General features: G+C 68.3%; 17 protein-coding genes. 11 read left to right on the top strand and 6 right to left on the bottom strand.

The window, feature by feature from the left end:
• The first annotated feature begins 33 nt into the window (after nucleotides 1–33).
• Both ACFYY1_RS39315 and ACFYY1_RS39310 read left to right on the top strand, forming a co-directional pair.
• The gene (locus tag ACFYY1_RS39315; RefSeq protein WP_388594497.1) at nucleotides 34–393 is read left to right on the top strand and encodes a WXG100 family type VII secretion target; all 360 of its coding nucleotides are present in this window, start codon (nucleotides 34–36) and stop codon (nucleotides 391–393) included.
• A gap of 64 nt (nucleotides 394–457) precedes the next feature.
• A complete protein-coding gene (locus ACFYY1_RS39310; protein WP_388594494.1) occupies nucleotides 458–760 on the top strand; it encodes a WXG100 family type VII secretion target in 303 nt (100 codons plus the stop codon).
• Nucleotides 761–891: 131 nt separating this feature from the next.
• Here the strand turns inward: ACFYY1_RS39310 and ACFYY1_RS39305 are convergent, their stop codons facing one another.
• From ACFYY1_RS39305 to eccCa, 4 genes are all read right to left on the bottom strand, one after another.
• A complete protein-coding gene (locus ACFYY1_RS39305) occupies nucleotides 892–1,356 on the bottom strand; it encodes a hypothetical protein (RefSeq protein WP_388594491.1) in 465 nt (154 codons plus the stop codon).
• 156 nt (nucleotides 1,357–1,512) lie between these two features.
• Nucleotides 1,513–3,324 (bottom strand): alpha/beta hydrolase, encoded by a 1,812-nt coding sequence (locus ACFYY1_RS39300; protein ID WP_388594490.1) that lies wholly within the window; start codon nucleotides 3,322–3,324, stop codon nucleotides 1,513–1,515.
• Nucleotides 3,325–3,333: 9 nt separating this feature from the next.
• Nucleotides 3,334–3,801, bottom strand: a complete 468-nt coding sequence (locus ACFYY1_RS39295; RefSeq protein WP_388594487.1) for a hypothetical protein — start codon at nucleotides 3,799–3,801, stop codon at nucleotides 3,334–3,336.
• Nucleotides 3,802–4,208: 407 nt separating this feature from the next.
• Nucleotides 4,209–8,183, bottom strand: coding sequence for a type VII secretion protein EccCa (gene eccCa, locus ACFYY1_RS39290; RefSeq protein WP_388594484.1), 3,975 nt, complete (start codon nucleotides 8,181–8,183; stop codon nucleotides 4,209–4,211).
• Between the two features lie 396 nt (nucleotides 8,184–8,579).
• On the opposite strand from eccCa, the gene eccD reads away from it, so the two are divergent.
• From eccD to ACFYY1_RS39260, 6 genes are all read left to right on the top strand, one after another.
• Nucleotides 8,580–10,082: a type VII secretion integral membrane protein EccD gene (eccD, locus tag ACFYY1_RS39285; RefSeq protein WP_388594481.1), complete on the top strand. Its 1,503-nt coding sequence runs from the start codon at nucleotides 8,580–8,582 to the stop codon at nucleotides 10,080–10,082.
• Nucleotides 10,083–10,270: 188 nt separating this feature from the next.
• Nucleotides 10,271–10,561 carry a 30S ribosomal protein S15 gene (rpsO, locus tag ACFYY1_RS39280; RefSeq protein WP_014048684.1) on the top strand — a complete coding sequence of 97 codons (291 nt, stop codon included), beginning with the start codon at nucleotides 10,271–10,273 and terminating at the stop codon, nucleotides 10,559–10,561.
• Between the two features lie 336 nt (nucleotides 10,562–10,897).
• Nucleotides 10,898–13,111: a polyribonucleotide nucleotidyltransferase gene (locus ACFYY1_RS39275; RefSeq protein WP_329813688.1), complete on the top strand. Its 2,214-nt coding sequence runs from the start codon at nucleotides 10,898–10,900 to the stop codon at nucleotides 13,109–13,111.
• Nucleotides 13,108–14,487: a pitrilysin family protein gene (locus tag ACFYY1_RS39270; RefSeq protein WP_351264879.1), complete on the top strand. Its 1,380-nt coding sequence runs from the start codon at nucleotides 13,108–13,110 to the stop codon at nucleotides 14,485–14,487. The genes ACFYY1_RS39275 and ACFYY1_RS39270 overlap by 4 nt, the downstream gene beginning before the upstream one ends.
• A 24-nt stretch (nucleotides 14,488–14,511) precedes the next feature.
• Nucleotides 14,512–15,264, top strand: coding sequence for a 4-hydroxy-tetrahydrodipicolinate reductase (gene dapB / locus ACFYY1_RS39265; RefSeq protein WP_388594478.1), 753 nt, complete (start codon nucleotides 14,512–14,514; stop codon nucleotides 15,262–15,264).
• A 12-nt stretch (nucleotides 15,265–15,276) separates the two neighbouring features.
• Nucleotides 15,277–15,735 (top strand): hypothetical protein, encoded by a 459-nt coding sequence (locus tag ACFYY1_RS39260; protein ID WP_388594475.1) that lies wholly within the window; start codon nucleotides 15,277–15,279, stop codon nucleotides 15,733–15,735.
• A gap of 39 nt (nucleotides 15,736–15,774) precedes the next feature.
• Here the strand turns inward: ACFYY1_RS39260 and ACFYY1_RS39255 are convergent, their stop codons facing one another.
• Nucleotides 15,775–16,326 (bottom strand): hypothetical protein, encoded by a 552-nt coding sequence (locus ACFYY1_RS39255; protein WP_388594472.1) that lies wholly within the window; start codon nucleotides 16,324–16,326, stop codon nucleotides 15,775–15,777.
• 93 nt (nucleotides 16,327–16,419) lie between these two features.
• On the bottom strand, nucleotides 16,420–16,659 hold the full coding sequence (locus ACFYY1_RS39250) for a hypothetical protein (protein WP_388594471.1): 240 nt from the start codon (nucleotides 16,657–16,659) through the stop codon (nucleotides 16,420–16,422).
• Between the two features lie 185 nt (nucleotides 16,660–16,844).
• Between ACFYY1_RS39250 and thyX the strand changes: the two genes are divergently transcribed.
• The 3 genes from thyX (at nucleotide 16,845) to ACFYY1_RS39235 (ending at nucleotide 20,449) form a co-directional block, all read left to right on the top strand.
• Nucleotides 16,845–17,582 carry an FAD-dependent thymidylate synthase gene (gene thyX / locus ACFYY1_RS39245; protein WP_388594468.1) on the top strand — a complete coding sequence of 246 codons (738 nt, stop codon included), beginning with the start codon at nucleotides 16,845–16,847 and terminating at the stop codon, nucleotides 17,580–17,582.
• A 152-nt stretch (nucleotides 17,583–17,734) separates the two neighbouring features.
• Complete coding sequence (gene dapA / locus ACFYY1_RS39240) at nucleotides 17,735–18,634, top strand: 4-hydroxy-tetrahydrodipicolinate synthase (protein WP_388594466.1); 900 nt, start codon at nucleotides 17,735–17,737, stop codon at nucleotides 18,632–18,634.
• Nucleotides 18,635–18,763: 129 nt separating this feature from the next.
• On the top strand, nucleotides 18,764–20,449 hold the full coding sequence (locus ACFYY1_RS39235) for a ribonuclease J (protein ID WP_266729349.1): 1,686 nt from the start codon (nucleotides 18,764–18,766) through the stop codon (nucleotides 20,447–20,449).
• Nucleotides 20,450–20,730 lie beyond the last annotated feature (281 nt).

Raw genomic sequence — 20,730 nt, 5'->3', positions numbered from 1 at the left:
CCGAACAAGAGCACCAGGAAGGAAGCCGAGATCATGGCTGATCAGAAGCTCTCAGATGCCGCACTCCTCAAGCTGGAGGGTGAGCTCTCCACGCGATTCGACTCAGTGAAGGGCCAGCTGAAGACGCTCCAGGGGACGATCGACAGCCTGGAAGGCCACTGGAAGGGCATCGGTGCCGGCGCCTTCAACGCGAAGCAGGAAGAGGTGAACCGGAAGATGGTCAGCATTGCCCATCGGCTGCTCAACTTCCAGGAGGCCATCAAGGCAGCGCGCACCATCAAGGGCAACACCGAGGACGAGATCAAGGCGGCTCTCCAGGGCGTCGACGTCGTGGGCGGATACTCGGGTGACGCCGGCGCTGAGGCCAGGACCTCGAACCTCAACAACTTCTGACCTCGACGCGCACGTTCCACGTACGAGGCCTTCATACCAAACCTAGATAACACGGGAGGACCGCATGTCGGGCAACAACGACGGCACGATGGTTGTCACTTACGCGAGCCTGGACCTCGCAGCCGGCGCCATCGACCGGCAGAGCAAGCAGCTCCAGGAGGACCTTGCGGCCATCAAGCGGATGATCGCCAATGTGTCCGAGCTCTGGGTGGGTGAGGCCAAGAGCGCCTACGACACCGCTCAGAAGGGCTGGGACAACGACGCCACGGCGATTCACAACGCCCTGAGCGAGATCTCGCGCAAGGTGCGCGAAGCCGGTACGTCGTACCACGCTGGCGACAAGCGGGCGAGGGCCAACTTCGAGTAGAACTCGGCAGATCACAGCTCAGGGTGGGCACGCACGGGAGGTGCCCACCCTGAGCTGTGTCTCGTGCAAACCGAGCCGAGCTGATCAAGTCCGGTTGCGACCCGACCTGATCAGCTCGGCCGATGGCACGTTCAGAACCTCTGGACCTTTTCACCGTCCGGCACCTGATAGCAGCCGGAGACGACCATCAGGCTGAGCTTCGGCGGGTCGTTCTTGGCCATCTGGACGACTTTGACGCTGTACTTCTTCTTGTCATTGTCGGCCGTGAGGTTGATGTTCTGGTCCTTGCTGGTGTCCGGCCCGTAGCCGACGACTTTCCAGCCGTGCTTGGGCAGCTCCGTCCTGAGTTGCTTCATTGCTTCGTCAAGATCGTTCGCAGACGCCGGATAGAAGCTCCAGGGGTGAAAGATCTGGAAGTACTTCTCCTGGTCCCTGCCCGAGCATTCCGTGACTCCGGGACGGCTGTCAGACGCCTTTCCCTTCACGCCGATCAGGTCGTAGAGCCCACTGGAAACCTGTTCCATCTTATCGGCGGCGGCGAGCGAGGTGCTTGTGCCCGAAAGCGGGATGTCGTCGGAACTATTGCTGTCAGCCATGCTGCATCCAGTGAGGGTCGCGAGGACGAGGGGCAGGAGGAGCGCCGGGGCGCTCAGTTTGCTCTTCAAGTTGAGGGGCCTTGATGCTTCGGACCGGTGTGTGCCGGTCGTGTCGTCAGGGGCTTCGAGGGGCGGTGCGCGCAGGCGTCGGCACCTCTACTTCACATGCGCCCAATAGTTCGGCGGTGGCTTCAACTTCACGGCGTCACTGTTGCCCGCCACGACTTGGCCCTGGTTCCACAGGCTGTCGGTCCCCTCTTTCCAGTAGTCGCTGTGGCCCTCGGTGTCCGTGGTCATCTGGTTGGCGCCGAAGCGTTCGTCGCTTGGGATGGTCCAGGGGCCGTCCCAGTCGGTTCCGCCATGGCCGTAGCGACCGATGTCGGGCACGGGATCTCCATTGGCCTCCTGGTTCCAGACGTGCCCCGATGGCACGTCCAGCTGCTCGGCCTTGGGCACCTGAACACCAGGGCTGCCCGCGAGGATCACGTCGTCCGCGTTCAGGTCACCCTGTCGGGCCGCGGAACCGATCAGGGTCGTTCCGTATGAGTGGCCGATCGCGGTTCGGTGCGGGTCCGAGTCGCCGGTGTGCGACGCGTCGAGCCCGTCCATGAACTGGTTGAAGGCCGGTGCTCCGTCGTTCGCGTAGTGGCTGAACGGCGAGTCCTTGACGATGTTCTGCGGGGCGTCGTACCCGAGCCAGGTAATCGTGGACACCGACTCACCATCGGCCGCGTCGTTGGCCACAGTCCAGACGTTGACCATCCGGTTGATGTCACCGCTGATGCCGCCCAAGTTCGACGTTGTACCCGGCACATATACAGCCTGGTGATCGGCTGTGTCCGGGTTCCCGTTGGCGACGATCGCCCGGCCGTTGCCTTCCGCGTCGAATCCGAGCAGGTACGCCTCGGGCAGGTCCTTGGTACCGGTTGCGTCGAAACGGTCCTGGATGCTCCGCATCCCCTTGAGGGACTTGTTGAGCTGCTCGTACCGGTCGCCGTACTTGTTGTGCCAGGCCATCCACTCGTCGGTGTGCACCCTGGACGGAATCGGACCGGCCTTGATCCACGTCCATTCGTTGGCAGGCGGCTTCGGGATGGAATCCAGTTCCAGCTGGAGCTCGCCCTGCTTCTCCGAGAGGACGACGCGATTCGCCTCGTCCCGAACCGCGGAAGGCAGCCCGTCGAGCGCCCCCACGGTGTCGGGGCGGAGGGAGAGCCACGCTGCCCGCTCCTCCGGGCTGAGCCCGTTCCACCACGATGCGTTGTCCTTCGGACTGCCGTCCTTCGGAGGCTCCGGCAGCGAGTCGAGGTAGCTCTTGCCCGCTTCGCGGACTCCGCCCATGTCCGACTGCGCGTCGGCCCAGTCCCGCTTGGAGACCCTCAGGTCGTCGTCGGCCTTCAGTGCACGCAGCTTCGGCGCCCACTTCTCGTCGGCATCCGTGGCTTCCTTCAGCGCGTCGGCGATCCGGTTGGCACAGGCCATCGCCCTGCCGTAGTGCGGGTTCGGGTGGATGTTCGCTGCCTGGCGCTCCAAGGCGTCGGACGTCGGGCTGCCCCCGGTGCTCCCGGTCACCGTGCCGCCGTCGGCGGTCTTCTCGTCGCCGGGCTTCTTGCCTGCCGGGTAGGTGACCGAGCCGTTCGCGTTCACTGTGCAGTGGCCCGCGCGGGCGTCCTCGATCGCCGCCTCCAGCCTCTGCTTGGCCACTGCCATGTCGAAGGCGAAACCATTGAGCGCGGTGCTCACCAGACCGCATTCGGTCTGCACGTAGTGGAAGTTCTTCGACAGTTCGCGAAGCTCTCGGGAGGCTGCGCTCGCCGCTTCGCCCTCTAGTTGGTTGCGGATCCCCGCGCAGATCTGGTTGTCGATCGTGTCCTTGGCCGCACTGGCCATGTCGCCGGTCGCCCGATAGCCGTCCGCGGCGCCCTCGTACTCCGACGGCTTGAAGGCTTTCAGTGTCGCAAGATCCATGATCGCGAATCACTTCTCTTTCGTGTGGCCGCCGACGGCTTCGGTGTCCTGGTACTTGAGCTGCAACTTGTCCAGCTCTTCCCTGACCGTCTGGTCGGACTTCGAAAGATCGTGCCCCGCACCCTCTAAGAGCCCACCTAACCCGTCGCAGCGACTGCTCACATCGCCGACATACTTTCGCCAGGATTCGTACAGATCCTTCTGTGCCGCCGCACTCCGGCACCCGCCGGTTTCACCCAGCCCCGCCTGTCCCTCGCTCAGCTTCGTCAACGCCTTGCCGACGCCGCCCATCAGGCCTTTTACGTCCTCGCCGGCCTTTACCCATGCCTTCTTGTTCGATTTCAGATCGCCCGGGCCCGAGGCTGATCCCGGCGCAGCGCCGCCCCCTTGATCGGCCGGATACTGATTCAGCTGCATCTGCGCGGAACCACGCGCCGCCGCATCGGATTTGAGGTGCTCCCACTCATCCCACGCCATCGGTGAACCTTCCCCGTTGTTCCGTTCCCGGGCAGTCCGGGACGGTCCGCCATGGTCTCTGGTTCCGAGGAACGAAATCAATGGCCGGGAATCAATTCAAATGGTGGCCGCCTGACGCAATTCAATCCGGTTGTCCGTGTTCCACCGATTACCGGACTCCGCGAATATCCACCAAATATCCCCCATTCGAGTGACAGTCGCACCGGCGGCCACGAACCGGCGCCAGCGGCAGGGCGGCAGGTCGGCACGGCGGCAGGGACGCAGGGCAAGCAGGGCAGCAGGGCGGCAGAAAGGCAGCAGGCAGGAAAGCGAGCGGGCACGAAAGCGAGAAGGCAGGGAACGCAGACGGGGCACGGCCGGTCGTGTCGACCGTCGCCGTGCCCCGCCTGCGTTCCCTGCCCGCGCCCCTACCGCGACCCGTCCATGAGCCCCGTCTGCACCAGCGGATTCCCGCGCCGCCGGGTGACGAAGACCCCGCGCCCCGGAGGCATCGGCCGCGGTCGTACGTTGCCGAGGACGTCGCCCTCGATGGGGTCGCCCGAGAGCATCAGGCCCTGCGCGCCCAGCTCCATGATGCGCTGCATGAACGACTCGTACAGAGCCCGGCCGGCCCCCGCCGTGCTGCGGGCGATGATGAACCGGACACCGACGTCACGTGAGAACGGCAGCATCTCCGTGAGCTTGGCCAGCGGGTTTCCGCTGGACGTGGAGACCAGGTCGTAGTCGTCGACGATCACGTACACCGTCGGGCCGCTCCACCAGCTGCGTTCGCGCAGTTCCTGCGCCGTGACGTCGGGCGACGGCGTACGACGCTTCATCAGGTCGTACAGCGCGTCCACGTGGTGCTCCATGTTGTTGGACATGGGCACGTACTCCGCCAGGTGCGTCGTGGGGGTGACGTCCAGGAGTGCTCGGCGGTTGTCGATGACGAAGAACTTGCAGGTGCTTCCGTCGTACCTCTCGCTCAGCTGCTTGATGAGCAGCCGCAGCAGGTTCGACTTGCCGGACTCGCTCTCGCCGAACACCAGGAAGAACGGGTCGCGCTCGAAGTCGAGGAAGACCGGCTCCAGGTTGTTCTCGTCGATGCCGAACGCGACGCCCCGCTCCGGATGCGCGTGGCCCGGGGGCAGTTCGTGCACCGGGAGCTCGCGGGGCAGCAGCCGGACCGCCGGGGCGGGCGCCGCGGTCCAGTGCCGGGCGACCTCCTGGTTCATGGCCGCCGTCGCCTCGGAGAGGTCGCTGTCGGAGTTGATGCCGTCGATCCGCGGTACCGCCGCCATGAAGTGCAGCTTCTCCGGGGTGAGACCACGGCCCGGCACCCCTGCGGGCACGTTGACCGCGGCCTTGCGGTCCAGTTCGGAGTCCATGACGTCGCCGAGCCGCAGTTCGAGCCGGTTCATCAGGTGGTCCTTGAGGGTGGCCCGGACCTCCATGGAACGCGACGCCGTGACGATCAGGTGGATGCCGTACCCGAGACCGCGCGCCGCGATGTCCAACGCCGCCGGTTCCAGTGCCTCGTAGTCCGTACGGAAGCTGCCCCAGCCGTCGATGATGAGGAAGACGTCGCCCCACGGCTGGTCCGTGGGCGAGATGTCGCCGCGCGCCCGCAGCCTGCGGAAGGTGGCGATGGAGTCGATGCCGGCGCTGCGGAAGTACTCCTCGCGCCGGGCCATGATCCCGTACACCTCGGAGACCGTACGCCGCACCCGCTCGGGGTCGAGCCGGGAGGCGATCCCGCCGACGTGCGGCAGGCCGGACACGGAGGCCATGCCGCCGCCACCGAAGTCGAGTCCGTAGAACTGGACCTCCTGCGGCGTGTGGGTGAGCGCGAAGCCCGCGATCAGGGTGCGCAGCAGCGTGGACTTGCCGGACTGCGGACCGCCGATGATCTGCATGTGACCCGCCGCACCGGAGAAGTCCCGGTAGAGCGTGTCGCGCCGCTGCTCGTACGGCTTGTCGACCACGCCGAGCGGTACGACGAGGCGCCCCGAGCCCTCGAACCCGGGCTGGGTCAGCCCACGGCCCTCCACCGGGGAGAGCCCCGGGAGCAGTTCGTCCAGCGACGGCGGGTTGTCCAGCGGGGGGAGCCACACCTGGTGGGCGGAGGCCCCGCGGCCCTCCAGCCGGCGCACGATCACATCGAGCACCGTGTCCGCCAGGGCGTCGTCCTCCGGCGTACGCGCGTCGGGCACCAGGGCATCGGGCTGCGGGCTCGGCTGCACGTACTGCACCGGCACCGGAGCCGCCGTGAACACCACCGGCCTGCGGTCCACCGGCAGGGGGCCGGAGGACACGGCCGGCTGGGCGCCCGAGCGGTACACCCCGGAGACGTACGCGGCCTTGAAGCGCACCATCTCGTCCGTGCCGTACTTCAGGTACCCGGAGCCGGGGACGTTGGGCAGGTGGTACGCGTCCGGCACACCCAGCGCCGCCCGCGACTCGCCTGCCGAGAACGTGCGCAGACCGATCCGGTACGACAGATAGGTCTCCAGACCGCGCAGCCGCCCCTCCTCCAGGCGCTGCGAGGCCAGCAGCAGATGGACGCCCAGCGAACGGCCGATGCGCCCGATCTGCACGAACATCTCGATGAAGTCGGGCTTGGCGGTGAGGAGTTCGCTGAACTCGTCGATGACCAGGACGAGCGAGGGGATGGGCTGCAGCGGGGCGCCCGCGGCACGCGCCTTCTCGTAGTCGTGGATGTTGGCGTAGTTGCCCGCGTCGCGCAGCATCTCCTGACGGCGGTTGAGCTCACCACTGATGGAGTCGCCCATGCGGTCGACCAGCGTCAGATCGTCCGCGAGGTTGGTGATCACCGCTGCGACGTGGGGCATCTGCGCCATGCCGGCGAAGGTGGCACCGCCCTTGAAGTCCGCGAGGACGAAGTTGAGCGTCTCCGAGGTGTGGGTGACGGCGAGGCCGAGCACGAGCGTGCGCAGCAGCTCGGACTTTCCGGAACCGGTGGCGCCGACGCACAGGCCGTGCGGCCCCATTCCCTCCTGCGCCGCTTCCTTGAGGTCCAGCATCACGGGGCTGCCGTCCTCGCCGACCCCGATCGGGACGCGCAGCCGTTCCGCCTGGGAGCGGGCCCGCCAGGTCCTGCTGACGTCGATCGAGGCGGCATCACCGAGGTTCAGCAGATCGGTGAATTCGAGATTGGCGAGAAGCGGCTCGTCGTCGTCCCCGCCCGTGGCCACATGGAGCGGCGCCAGCTGCCGGGCCAGCGCTTCGGCGGCCTCATGGCTGAGCAGGTCGGGAACGCCTTCGTAGACCAGTCCGTGCCCGGACTCCAGCTGGAGCAGCTGGGGGCGGACCACGACGGACAGGCCGCCGCGCGCCCCGTTGACCTCGCCCGGTACGACCTCGATGACCGTCACGCCCTGGAGGCCCTCGGCCGCGGCGAGCGCGGACACCGGCGACACGGACTGGCCGTCGAGCACGACGACGACATGCGGCTGGTCCATGAGTGGCTGGCCGTCGGGCTGGAAGCGCGGCCGGCCCTCCAGCCGGGACGCGAGCATCTCCTCCAGTTCCCCGGTGCTCGTGGTGATCAGCCGACGGACGCCTGCACCGTCGGTGAAGTCCGGGGCCTGGACGTGCGGAAGCCACTTCGTCCATTCCCAGCGCGGGGCGGCGTCCCGGTCCGTCGCAACGGCGATGACCAGGTCCTCGGGGGAGTGCAGCGAGGCGAGCGCGCCGACCATCGCACGGGCCGTGGAACGGACGGACTCCGCCTCGCCGCTGATCGTCAGGTGGTAGAAGGCCCGCAGCGAGACCGCCATGGGCAGGCCGTCCAGCGTGCTGTGGGTCGTCAGGAACTGCTGCATCGCCCCGGCGGTCAGCGGCTCCAGCTCGTCGACCGGCGCGGTGTCGGGCGCGATGAGCGGCGTGGCGAGTTCCTGGGTGCCCAGGCCGATGCGCACCTGCGCGAAGTCGGCGTCACCGACGCGGCGCTCCCAGACCCGGCTGCCCTCGGCGACGAGCGCCCACAACTGGTCCGGGGACGGGTGGAGATAGAACTGCGCGTCGCGCTGTTTCCGGGCCGTCTTCAGCACGGTACGTCTGGTCTGCGTCAGGTACTTCAGGTAGTCCCGCCGCATGTCGGCGAGCTGTCCCTGGGTTCCCCGCCGGAAGCGGACGATCATCGCGATGGCCATGGCGACCGTCGAGGCGATCATGATCATGCCCATGATCCGCATGATCGGGTTCGGGGTCATGAAGAAGAAGACCACGGAACCACCCATGCCGAGCATCGGCAGCAGCTGCATCATCACCCCCTCCTGCTGACCACGAGGAAGCTCGGGCGGAGGTTGCAACTGCACCTGCTCGTCCGGCACTTCGGAGGGCAGGGCCCGCGGTGGGCGCTTGACGACAATCTGGCTCACAGCTCACCAATTCCCTTGCCGGACAGAACTGTTCGTATCGGCGCCCCCGTGGCGACGGGCTCCATCCGCGGGAGGATCCTACTGGCGTATGGAATGACACCGGGAGCGGTAGGGTGTCGCAACGCGTGTAAGCATTCGCTAACTACCGCGAGGAAACGGCCGTTCGGGGCGCGAGAGCTGTCCCGTGGTCCCTGGCGGATCGGTGTGCGGCGTCGGATGCGGTGCATCGCAAAGGCGCAAGGACGCCCGATACCGGATGTATTCGGGTGTTCCGGCAACACGGCGAGGTGCCGTGGCTGTCGTCCCGCGCCCGCAGGGGATCACGGTACGGCCTCGGCGAGGTCCGCGATCCCCGGTTCGTCTCAGGAGAACGATGAGGGGGAGCAGCAGGTGACTATGACGGCCCAAACGGCGGCCACCGGACAAGGGCGGCCCGGTCCCGGAGTTCCGGCCGGCAACGGAACCGGCTTCTGCCGGGTCACGGTCGTCGCGCCCGACAGCCGCGTCGACGTGGCGCTGCCCGAGGACATCCCCGTCGCCGACCTGTACCCGGAGATCCTCCGGCTGTCGGGACAGAGCCCCGCCCAGGGCGCACCGGTCGGCTATCACCTGGTACGTCGCGACGGCACCGTCCTCGACAGCGGGCGCACCCTGGCCGGTCAGCGCATCCTCGACGGCGAACTGCTGTCCCTGCGCCCCTTCTCCGAGTCGCTGCCCCCCGCGGTCTTCGACGACGTCTCCGACGCGGTCGCCACCGCCGTCGCCCGCGACCGCACCCTCTGGGGCGACAGCCTCATGCGCGGTGCCGGGCTCTTCGCGGGGTCGCTGTTGCTGGTCCTGCTCGGTTTCGTGCTGTGGAACTCCGGCCCCCGGCACGACATGCACGGGCTGCCGGGCGCCCTTGCCGCGATCGTCGCCGTACTCTCCCTCGCGCTCGCCTGCGTACGTGCCCGCGTCTACGACGACCGGGGATCGGCCACGGCGCTGGGCATCGGCGCGCTCGCCAACGCCGCGGTCTCCGGCGCCGGGCTGCTGTCGCTCAGCGAGGGGCAGGGCATCGGCAGGCTCCAGTTCCTGCTCGCCTGCGCCGCCGTGCTGGTGGTCGCGGTGATTCTCATGATCGCCGCCCCTGTCGGGGACGGAATCTTCGTCGCGTTCGTGTTCGCCGCCGCCGTCGGCGTACTGGTGACCTTCGTCGCGATCATCGCCGGCCTGGAGCCCGCCGAGACCGCGGCGATGTGCGCGCCGCTCTCCGTGGGCGTGCTCGCCTTCCTGCCGGGTCTCTCCACCCGTTTCGCCCGCCTGCCCATCGGCTTCGAGCCGCCCCGCACCACTGCCGGTGACTACGGGACGTCCGAACCGGCCCCGCAGGGCCCGGTCGACGCCGACCGCATCGCCGCCCAGGCGCGGCGCGGCCACGAACTGCTCGTCGGCCTGGTCGGCGGATGCGCGCTGGTGGCCGTGGGAGCCGCCGCCGTCCTGGGATTCTCGGACAACATCTGGGGCCAGCTGCTGGCGCTCGCCACCGGGATCGCCATGCTGATGCGTTCCCACCTGTTCCGTTACACGGCCCAGGTCGGCTGCGCGCTGGCGGCCGGGCTCGGCGCACTCGTGCTCCTGGGCCTCGGCCTGTCCCTCAACCCGCCGATCGCCATGCTGCGCGACGCCGCCATGGGCGACAGCACGGCGCTCGACATCCGTACGATCTGGCTCGCCGCGGCCGTCGCGGGCGCCGCCGCTCTGATCACCGCCATCGGGCTGATCGTGCCGCGCAAGGGAGTGACCCCGTTCTGGGGACGCTTCCTGGAGATCGCCGAAGCGTGCGTGCTCCTGACGCTGATCCCCCTCTGCCTCGCCGTTTTCGACCTCTACCAGTCGATCCGCGCGCTCACCAGCTGACCGGGCGCACCCGCCCGGCCGACCCGCTGCGCCGGACTGGTACGCTGTGTGACGGCCGTTTGTGTACGCGCTCCCGGATCATCCTGGGATCTGCGCTCATCGGACCTTCGCCTCCGAGTCATGGAAGCTCCCCTGCGATCAAGACCAGGGGCACTCGTGGGCGCATCGAACATCAAAGAGGAGTACGCGTGCCGCTCGACGCCGCTACGAAGAAGCAGATCATGGCCGAGTTCGCCCAGAAGGAGGGTGACACCGGATCCCCCGAGGTCCAGGTCGCGATGCTCTCCCGCCGGATCTCGGACCTGACGGAGCACCTCAAGACGCACAAGCACGACCACCACTCCCGTCGTGGTCTGCTGATCCTGGTCGGCCAGCGTCGCCGCCTCCTTCAGTACCTGGCCAAGAAGGACATCCAGCGCTTCCGTGCCCTGGTCGACCGCCTCGGCATCCGCCGCGGTGCGGCCGGCGGCGCCAAGTAGTTCGCCGTGAAGGGAGCGGTTCCCACCACTGAGGGGGGCCGCTCCCTTTGCTGTACGTACGATTGTGCGTACGCGGGCAGCCACCGGCCGTGACGATGCACCCCGCACGGCCGGAAATGCCAAGCAGAACCGAATCTCAGTAACCTGGTCGGAGAACGACCGACAGACGAGCGAGAAGCAGACCTCCCCGCCGCCGGTCCTCGGTAGTGGCCCCCGGACTCATCGACCCGGGTGCTTCGATCGAAGACCGGCCCGCCGATGGAGGGCTTCTCCGCTACCGTCCCCCGCCACACGGGCGTGGGGGCGAGAAGACGATATGTATCGGAGAAAACGCTAGTGGAGAACGAGACCCACTACGCCGAGGCCGTTATCGACAACGGAACCTTCGGCACCCGCACCATCCGCTTCGAGACGGGCCGCCTGGCCAAGCAGGCCGCCGGCTCCGCCGTCGCGTACCTGGACGACGACACCATGGTGCTGTCGGCCACCACCGCTTCCAAGAAGCCCAAGGACCAGCTCGACTTCTTCCCCCTCACGGTGGACGTCGAGGAGCGGCAGTACGCCGCCGGCAAGATCCCCGGCTCCTTCTTCCGTCGTGAGGGCCGGCCCTCCGAGGACGCGATCCTCACCTGCCGCCTGATCGACCGCCCGCTGCGGCCCTCCTTCAAGAAGGGCCTGCGCAACGAGATCCAGATCGTCGAGACGATCATGGCGCTCAACCCCGACCACCTGTACGACGTGGTCGCGATCAACGCCGCCTCCTGCTCCACGCAGCTGGCCGGCCTGCCCTTCTCCGGCCCGGTCGGCGGCACCCGTGTCGCCCTGATCAAGGGCCAGTGGGTCGCCTTCCCAACGCACACCGAGCTTGAGGACGCCGTCTTCGACATGGTCGTCGCCGGTCGCGTCCTGGAGGACGGCGACGTCGCGATCATGATGGTCGAGGCCGAGGCCACCGAGAAGACCATCCAGCTCGTCAAGGACGGCGCCGAGGCCCCCACCGAGGAGGTCGTCGCCGCCGGTCTGGAAGCCGCGAAGCCCTTCATCAAGGTCCTCTGCAAGGCCCAGTCGGACCTCGCCGCCAAGGCCGCCAAGCCCACCGGCGACTTCCCGGTCTTCCTGGACTACCAGGACGACGTCTTCGAGGCGCTCGCCGCCGCCGTGACGTCCGAGCTGGCCCAGGCGCTCACCATCGCCGGCAAGCAGGACCGCGAGGCCGAGCTGGACCGCGTCAAGGAGATCGCCGCCGAGAAGCTCCTCCCGGCCTTCGAGGGCCGCGAGAAGGAGATCTCCGCCGCGTACCGCGCGCTGACCAAGAAGCTGGTCCGCGAGCGCGTCATCAAGGACAAGGTCCGCATCGACGGCCGCGGCGTCACGGACATCCGTACGCTCGCCGCCGAGGTCGAGGCCATCCCGCGGGTGCACGGCTCGGCCCTGTTCGAGCGTGGCGAGACCCAGATCCTGGGCGTCACCACCCTCAACATGCTCCGCATGGAGCAGCAGCTGGACACCCTCTCCCCGGTGACCCGCAAGCGCTACATGCACAACTACAACTTCCCGCCGTACTCCGTCGGTGAGACCGGCCGCGTGGGCTCGCCCAAGCGCCGCGAGATCGGCCACGGAGCGCTCGCCGAGCGCGCCATCGTGCCGGTGCTGCCGACGCGCGAGGAGTTCCCCTACGCGATCCGTCAGGTCTCCGAGGCGCTGGGCTCCAACGGCTCGACGTCCATGGGCTCGGTCTGCGCCTCCACCATGTCGCTGCTGAACGCCGGTGTGCCCCTCAAGGCCGCCGTCGCCGGTATCGCCATGGGTCTGATCTCCCAGGAGATCGACGGCAAGACCCACTACGTCGCCCTCACCGACATCCTCGGTGCGGAGGACGCCTTCGGTGACATGGACTTCAAGGTCGCCGGTACGAAGCAGTTCGTCACCGCGCTCCAGCTCGACACCAAGCTCGACGGCATCCCCGCCTCGGTCCTGGCCGCCGCGCTGAAGCAGGCCCGCGACGCCCGCCTCCACATCCTCGACGTGATGAACGAGGCCATCGACGTCCCGGACGAGATGTCCCCGAACGCCCCGCGGATCATCACCGTCAAGATCCCGGTGGACAAGATCGGTGAGGTCATCGGCCCCAAGGGCAAGATGATCAACCAGATCCAGGAGGACACCGGCGCCGACATCACGATCGAGGACGACGGCACCATCTACATCGGTGCCGCCGACGGACCGGCCGCCGAGGCCGCCCGCGCCACGATCAACTCGATCGCCAACCCGACCATGCCGGAGGTCGGCGAGCGCTACCTGGGTACGGTCGTCAAGACCACCACCTTCGGTGCCTTCGTCTCCCTCATGCCCGGCAAGGACGGCCTGCTGCACATCTCGCAGATCCGCAAGCTCGCCGGTGGCAAGCGCGTGGAGAACGTCGAGGACGTGCTCGGTGTCGGCACCAAGGTCCAGGTCGAGATCGCCGAGATCGACTCCCGCGGCAAGCTCTCCCTGATCCCGGTCATCGAGGGTGAAGAGGACGAGAAGAAGGACGACGCCGCCAAGTGACGTCCCGTAGTTCCGTGACGACGGCCCGCGCCTCCTCGAAGGCGCGGGCCGTCGCCCGTACCCAAACGCTTCTCAAGGGCACCAACGGCATCGGTACGGTCCGCCGCACCGTCCTGCCCGGCGGTCTTCGGGTGGTCACCGAGACCCTGCCCTCCGTACGCTCCGCCACCTTCGGCATCTGGGCCAACGTCGGATCACGCGACGAGACCCCCACGCTGAACGGCGCGACGCACTACCTCGAACACCTCCTCTTCAAGGGCACCGCCAAGCGCAGCGCCCTGGACATCTCCGCCGCGATCGACGCGGTCGGCGGCGAGATGAACGCCTTCACGGCGAAGGAGTACACCTGCTACTACGCGCGGGTCCTCGACACCGACCTGCCGCTGGCCATCGACATCGTCTGCGACATGCTGACCGGCTCGCTGATCACCGCCGAGGACGTCGACGCCGAGCGCGGCGTCATCCTCGAAGAGATCGCGATGACCGAGGACGACCCGGGCGACTGCGTGCACGACCTGTTCGCGCACACCATGCTCGGCGACACCCCCCTCGGCCGCCCGGTCCTCGGCACCGTCGACACCATCAACGCGCTCGACCGCGGCCGGATCGCCCGCTTCTACAAGAAGCACTACGACCCCACGCACCTGGTCGTCGCCGCCGCGGGCAACATCGACCACGCCACGGTCGTGCGCCAGGTCCGCAAGGCGTTCGAGCGGGCCGGCGCCCTGTCCCGCACCGACGCCGTCCCGGTCGCGCCGCGCGAGGGCGCCCGCACCCTGCGCACCGCGGGCCGGGTCGAGCTGCTGAACCGCAAGACCGAGCAGGCCCATGTCGTCCTCGGCGTCCCCGGCCTGGCCCGCACCGACGACCGCCGCTGGGCACTGGGCGTCCTCAACGCGGCCCTCGGCGGCGGCATGAGCTCACGCCTCTTCCAGGAGGTACGGGAGAAGCGCGGCCTCGCCTACAGCGTGTACTCGTACACCTCGGGCTTCGCCGACTGCGGCCTCTTCGGGGTGTACGCGGGCTGCCGGCCCAGCCAGGTCCACGACGTCCTCAAGATCTGCCGGGACGAACTCGACCGGGTGGCGTCCGACGGACTGACCGACGAGGAGATCGGCCGCGCCATCGGGCAGCTCTCCGGCTCCACCGTCCTCGGCCTGGAGGACACCGGCGCGCTGATGAACCGCATCGGCAAGAGCGAACTGTGCTGGGGCGACCAGATGTCGGTCGACGACATGCTGGCCCGGATGGCACAGGTCACCCCCGACGACGTGCGCGCGGTCGCGGGCGAGGTCCTCGGACACCGCCCCTCCCTCTCCGTCATCGGTCCGCTCAAGGACAAGCAGGCCGACCGCCTCGAAGAAGCGGTCTCCTAACCCCACCGTTAAGGAACCAGAGCAATGAGCAAGCTGCGCGTGGCCGTTCTCGGCGCCAAGGGCCGTATCGGATCCGAGGCGGTACGAGCCGTCGAGGCCGCCGACGACATGGAGCTGGTGGCCGCGCTGGGCCGTGGCGACAAGCTGGAGGCCCTCACGGAATCCGGCGCCCAGGCCGTCGTCGAGCTCACCACCCCCGCGTCGGTGATGGACAACCTCGACTTCTGCGTCCGGCACGGCATCCACGCCGTCGTCGGTACGACCGGCTGGACCGACGAACGGCTCGCGCAGCTGAACACCTGGCTGGCCGACTCCCCGGAGACCGGTGTGCTCATCGCGCCGAACTTCTCCATCGGCGCCGTCCTCACGATGAAGTTCGCGGAGCAGGCCGCCCGCTACTTCGAGTCCGTCGAGGTCGTCGAGCTGCACCACCCCAACAAGGTCGACGCCCCTTCGGGCACCGCCACCCGCACCGCCCAGCTGATCGCCGACGCCCGCCGCAAGGCCGGCTGCGCCCCGCAGCCGGACGCCACCGCCACGGCCCTGGACGGCGCCCGCGGCGCGGACGTGGACGGCGTCCCCGTCCATGCGATCCGGCTCCGCGGCCTCCTCGCGCACCAGGAAGTGCTGCTCGGCGGCGAGGGCGAGACGCTCACCATCCGCCACGACTCCCTGCACCACAGCAGCTTCATGCCGGGCATCCTGCTCGGTGTGCGCCGCGTGGTGACCACTCCCGGCCTCACGTTCGGCCTGGAACACTTCCTCGACCTGAACTGACTGAGCCCTGCCATGCGCGCAAAGATCACTTACTTCGTCACCGCTGCCGTCCTGGTCTTCTACTTCGCCCTGGTCGGCAGCCGTGGCGTGCTGCTCATCCGGCACGGCACGCTGCTGACGGTCGCCTTCGGGGTCGCGGTGCTGATCCTGCCGGTGATCGGCATCTGGTTCCTCTGGAAGAACACCCAGTTCGTGTCGCGGGCGAACGCGCTGGCCGCGGAGCTCGACGCGGAGGGCGGCCTGCCGGTCGACGAACTGGTCCGTACCCCGTCCGGCCGGATCGACCGCGACTCGGCCGACGCGGTGTTCGCCCGCCGACGCGAGGAGACCGAGGACTCCCCGGACGACTGGCGCTGCTGGTTCCGCCTCGCCGTCGCCTACCAGGACGCCAGGGACACCCCGAGGGCGCGCAAGGCCATGCAGCGCGCCATCGCCCTGCACACGAAGGACGCCCGTCCCAGCACCCCCTGAGGGGGCCGGGCGGGCGTCCCGCCATGCTGTCCGGGGGCCTCAGACCTGCCGGTACTCGTCCCCCCACGCCTCCACCGTGTCGGCGGCGCGGTCGAACGCCTCGCTCCGCGTCAGGAAGTCGGCGTTGTTGTCGGTGAGCAGCGGCGGAATCGGCTCGCCCCCCTGGCGTACGAGGATCAGCGCCTGTCCCTGGACCGTGCGCGGGAACCCGAGCCACTTCACCGGCTGCTGCACCGTACGGATGGCGGTGACCCGGTTCCACGGCACGGTGACGCTGGTGAAGAAGCCCACCCGGCGTACGCCGTGCCGGCTGACCCAGGCACCGACCCGCAGCAGGCGCAGCGCGCAGACGATGATCGCGAGGGCGAGTCCCAGACAGACGGCCGCGCCCGGCACCGCCCCGGCGAACGCGATGATCATTCCCGCGAGCAGCACGAAGGACGCGAGCAGCAGCAGGAAGGCCGCCGCCGCGACCCGCCAGGGGCCGGGGCGGTACGGGCGCCGCCAGCTGTCGTGGTCGTCGAACGGCAGCGCGATGTCCTCGGCGCTGGCGTCAAACGCGCGGTCGGCCGTCAGGAAGGGCAGGGGCACGACTGATCCTCACTCACAAACACGCTCGATTGCTGTGCCCGGTGAGGCTACCGAGGTGGTCGCCGACGCGACCACCCCAGGGGGCCGTACGAGTCAGTGCCCGTGGGCGGCCTCGGTCTGCTCGGCGTGCGCGGGGCTCTGGGCGGGGCTGAGCGCGGGCATGCCGAGGACCAGCGCGCCGACGAGACCGGCGACCACGGTCAGCCCGACGAGCGAACGGCTGGCCAGCTGGGAGACGGAGGCGCGCTCCCGGGGCGGGGGAGTGACGTTACTGCGGAATCGGTCGCTCTCGGCCACGAACGAGAACGGGACGGATTCACGCCGGCGGAACATGAGGAAGGTCTCCTTGAACTCTGTTACGGATGCTGCTATTGAGTCAGACGCTCGACAGGGCCGATCGGTGCCCCGAATCACCGAATTCGTCGAAGAAATCCCTGGACGGCCCTTCCGGCCCGGTTGTCAGTGGTGGCCCGTAGAGTGGGCGCCGCCCGAGCGACGCAACTGGAAGGACCCCGCCGGTGACCGAGACCCCCGAGCCCGCAAAGCCCAGCTTCCGCAGCGATGTCACCGTTGAGCTGGTGAAACACGCCGCGGGCGACTCCGACGTCCTGTTCGCGGCCCGTGTCTCCACGGCCGGTGAGCAGTCCCTGGAGGAGGTCACCAAGGACCCCGAGCGCTCCAAGGGACTCATCAACTACCTGATGCGTGACCGCCACGGCAGCCCGTTCGAGCACAACTCGATGACCTTCTTCATCAGCGCCCCGATCTTCGTGTTCCGCGAGTTCATGCGTCACCGCGTCGGCTGGTCGTACAACGAGGAATCGGGCCGCTACCGGGAGCTGGAGCCGGTCTTCTACGTCCCGGACGCCGCCCGCAAGCTCGTCCAGCAGGGCCGTCCCGGCAAGTACGAGTTCGTCGAGGGCACCCAGGCCCAGCAGGAGCTCACCGGCCGCGTCATGGAGGACTCCTACCGCCAGGCGTACGAGGCGTACCAGGAGATGCTCGCCGCGGGAGTGGCCCGAGAGGTCGCCCGCTCCGTCCTCCCCGTCGGTCTCTTCTCCTCGATGTACGCCACGTGCAACGCCCGCTCGCTGATGCACTTCCTCGGCCTGCGCACCCAGCACGAACTGGCGAAGGTGCCGTCCTTCCCGCAGCGCGAGATCGAGATGGTCGGCCAGCAGATGGAGGAGCACTGGGCCCGCCTCATGCCGCTCACCCATGCAGCCTTCAACAAGAACGGACGCGTAGCCCCGTAAGCGGTGTCCGTATTGCGGCGTTTCGTGAAGTTCATCTAGGCTGATCAAACGGACCCGGCACTGCTTGAACCCCCGAGCAGGCAGTGCCGGGCTCCTATCGCTTGTCCCCCCGAGGGGGCATTGGGCCCTGAGCAGCGAGTAGCGTGTTACCCATGGCTCCGATCTCCACTCCGCAGACCCCCTTCGGGCGGGTCCTCACCGCTATGGTCACGCCCTTCACGGCGGACGGCGCACTCGACCTCGACGGTGCCCAGCGGCTCGCCGTCCATCTGGTGGACGCAGGCAACGACGGCCTGGTCGTCAACGGCACCACCGGCGAGTCCCCGACCACCAGCGACGCGGAGAAAGACCAGCTCGTCAGGGCGGTACTGGAAGCCGTGGGAGACCGGGCCCACGTCGTCGCCGGCATCGGCACCAATGACACCCGGCACAGCATCGAGCTCGCCCGTACGGCCGAACGCTCCGGCGCCCACGGCCTCCTCGCCGTGACGCCGTACTACAACAAGCCGCCGCAGGAAGGCCTCTTCCGCCACTTCACGGCGATCGCCGACGCCACCGGCCTGCCGGTGATGCTCTACGACATCCCCGGCCGCAGCGGTGTACCGATCGACACGGAGACGCTGGTACGGCTCGCCGAGCACCCGCGCATCGTCGCCAACAAGGACGCCAAGGGCGACCTCGGCCGGGCGAGCTGGGCCATCGCCCGCTCCGGGCTCGCCTGGTACTCCGGCGACGACATGCTCAACCTCCCGCTGCTCTCGGTCGGCGCCGTCGGATTCGTCTCCGTCGTCGGCCACGTGGTCACCCCCGACCTGCGCGCCCTCATCGAGGCCCACGTCGGCGGCGACGTCCAGAAGGCCACGGAGATCCACCAGAAGCTCCTGCCGGTCTTCACCGGCATGTTCCGCACCCAGGGCGTGATCACCACCAAGGCCGCCCTGGCCCTCCAGGGCCTCCCCGCAGGCCCGCTGCGCCTCCCGCTGGTGGAGCTCACCGCGCAGGAAACGGCCCAGCTCAAGATCGATCTCGCCGCCGGCGGGGTAGAGCTGTAACCACAGACTTCACAACTGAATACGCGAAGAACACTCGCAAGAGCGAAGACACAGACAACAGCAAGTGCACGAATGACATGCGCGCCACGTGCCCAAGCGGTACGTGGCGTGCGTGGTAAGGAGAGTCTTTTGAGTCATCCGCATCCCGAACTCGGCACCCCGCCGAAGCTCCCGAAGGGCGGCCTCCGGGTCACTCCGCTCGGCGGCCTCGGCGAAATCGGCCGCAACATGACGGTCTTCGAGTACGGCGGCCGCCTGCTCATCGTCGACTGCGGAGTCCTCTTCCCCGAGGAGGAGCAGCCCGGGATCGACCTGATCCTGCCGGACTTCACCACGATCCGGGACCGTCTCGACGACATCGAGGGCATCGTCCTCACGCACGGCCACGAGGACCACATCGGTGGTGTCCCGTATCTGCTGCGCCTGAAGCCGGACATCCCCCTCATCGGCTCCAAGCTGACCCTCGCGCTGATCGAGGCGAAGCTCCAGGAGCACCGCATCCGTCCGTACACCCTCGAAGTGGCGGAGGGCCAGCGCGAGCGCATCGGCGTGTTCGACTGCGAGTTCATCGCGGTCAACCACTCCATCCCGGACGCCCTCGCGGTCGCCATCCGCACCCCCGCGGGCATGGCCGTCGCGACCGGCGACTTCAAGATGGACCAGCTCCCGCTGGACGGCCGGCTCACCGACCTGCACGCCTTCGCCCGGCTGAGCGAGGAGGGCATCGACCTCCTCCTCTCCGACTCGACGAACGCCGAGGTCCCGGGCTTCGTACCGCCCGAGCGGGACATCTCCAACGTCCTGCGCACGGTCTTCGCCAACGCCCAGAAGCGCATCATCGTGGCGAGCTTCGCCAGCCACGTCCACCGCATCCAGCAGATCCTCGACGCGGCACACGAGTACGGCCGCAGGGTCGCCTTCGTCGGCCGCTCGATGGTCCGCAACATGGGCATCGCCCGCGACCTCGGCTACCTGAGGGTCCCCGCCGGCCTGATCGTGGACGTCAAGACCCTCGACGACCTGCCGGACGACGAGGTCGTGCTGGTCTGCACGGGCTCCCAGGGCGAGCCGATGGCGGCCCTGTCCCGGATGGCCAACCGCGACCACCAGATCCGGATCGTCCCGGGCGACACGGTGATTCTCGCGTCGTCCCTGATCCCGGGCAACGAGAACGCGGTCTACCGCGTGATCAACGGCCTGACCCGCTGGGGCGCCAACGTCGTCCACAAGGGCAACGCGAAGGTCCACGTCTCGGGCCACGCCTCGGCCGGCGAGCTGCTGTACTTCTACAACATCTGCAAGCCGAAGAACCTGATGCCGGTCCACGGCGAATGGCGCCACCTGAGGGCCAACGCCGAACTGGGCGCGCTCACCGGAGTACCCAAGGACCACATCGTCATCGCCGAGGACGGCGTCGTCGTCGACCTCGTCGACGGCCGGGCCAAGATCGTCGGCAAGGTCCAGGCGGGTTACGTCTACGTGGACGGCCTCTCGGTCGGCGACGTCACCGAGACCTCGCTCAAGGACCGCCGGATCCTCGGCGAAGAGGGCATCATCTCCGTCTTCATCGTGGTCGACAGCTCCTCCGGCAAGATCACGGGCGGACCGGACATCCACGCCCGCGGTTCAGGCATCGACGACTCGGCGTTCAGCGCGGTCGTGCCGAAGATCGAGGAAGCGATCAACAGGTCCGCGCAGGACGGCGTGCTGGAGCCGCACCAGGTCCAGCAGCTCGTCCGCCGCACGGTGGGCAAGTGGGTCTCCGACACCTACCGCCGGCGCCCGATGATCCTTCCGGTCGTCGTCGAGGTCTGACGCAGACAGGCGCGAACTCCGGAGCGGGGCCCCCGATTTGCATCGGGGCGCCCCGCTCCAGTACGTTTACGGCTCCGCCTGACCGGGAAGCACCGGGCACACTCGTGTGCGCTGAGCACCCAGGACGGGGCGGGAATTCCGACTCAGAACTTCTGATAAAGTCGGATCCGCCGAAAGGCAAGGCCACTCCAAAGGCCACCGGAATTCAAATTCGGACCGGAAACGGAACGAAAAAGAGTCTGGTAAGGTTGGAACCGCCGGAAAGGGAAACGCGAAAGCGA

This window comes from Streptomyces sp. NPDC001890, from assembly GCF_042891445.1.
GTDB lineage: Bacteria > Actinomycetota > Actinomycetes > Streptomycetales > Streptomycetaceae > Streptomyces.
This window is presented reverse-complemented; position numbering and strand designations above follow the sequence as displayed.

Coding starts and splice junctions, on each gene's coding strand:
- ACFYY1_RS39315 (WP_388594497.1), top strand. CDS start 34: ATGGCTGATCAGAAGCTCTCAGATGCCGCACTCCTCAAGCTGGAGGGT.
- ACFYY1_RS39310 (WP_388594494.1), top strand. CDS start 458: ATGTCGGGCAACAACGACGGCACGATGGTTGTCACTTACGCGAGCCTG.
- ACFYY1_RS39305 (WP_388594491.1), bottom strand. CDS start 1,356: ATGGCTGACAGCAATAGTTCCGACGACATCCCGCTTTCGGGCACAAGC.
- ACFYY1_RS39300 (WP_388594490.1), bottom strand. CDS start 3,324: ATGGATCTTGCGACACTGAAAGCCTTCAAGCCGTCGGAGTACGAGGGC.
- ACFYY1_RS39295 (WP_388594487.1), bottom strand. CDS start 3,801: ATGGCGTGGGATGAGTGGGAGCACCTCAAATCCGATGCGGCGGCGCGT.
- eccD (WP_388594481.1), top strand. CDS start 8,580: ATGACGGCCCAAACGGCGGCCACCGGACAAGGGCGGCCCGGTCCCGGA.
- dapB (WP_388594478.1), top strand. CDS start 14,512: ATGAGCAAGCTGCGCGTGGCCGTTCTCGGCGCCAAGGGCCGTATCGGA.
- ACFYY1_RS39260 (WP_388594475.1), top strand. CDS start 15,277: ATGCGCGCAAAGATCACTTACTTCGTCACCGCTGCCGTCCTGGTCTTC.
- ACFYY1_RS39250 (WP_388594471.1), bottom strand. CDS start 16,659: ATGTTCCGCCGGCGTGAATCCGTCCCGTTCTCGTTCGTGGCCGAGAGC.
- dapA (WP_388594466.1), top strand. CDS start 17,735: ATGGCTCCGATCTCCACTCCGCAGACCCCCTTCGGGCGGGTCCTCACC.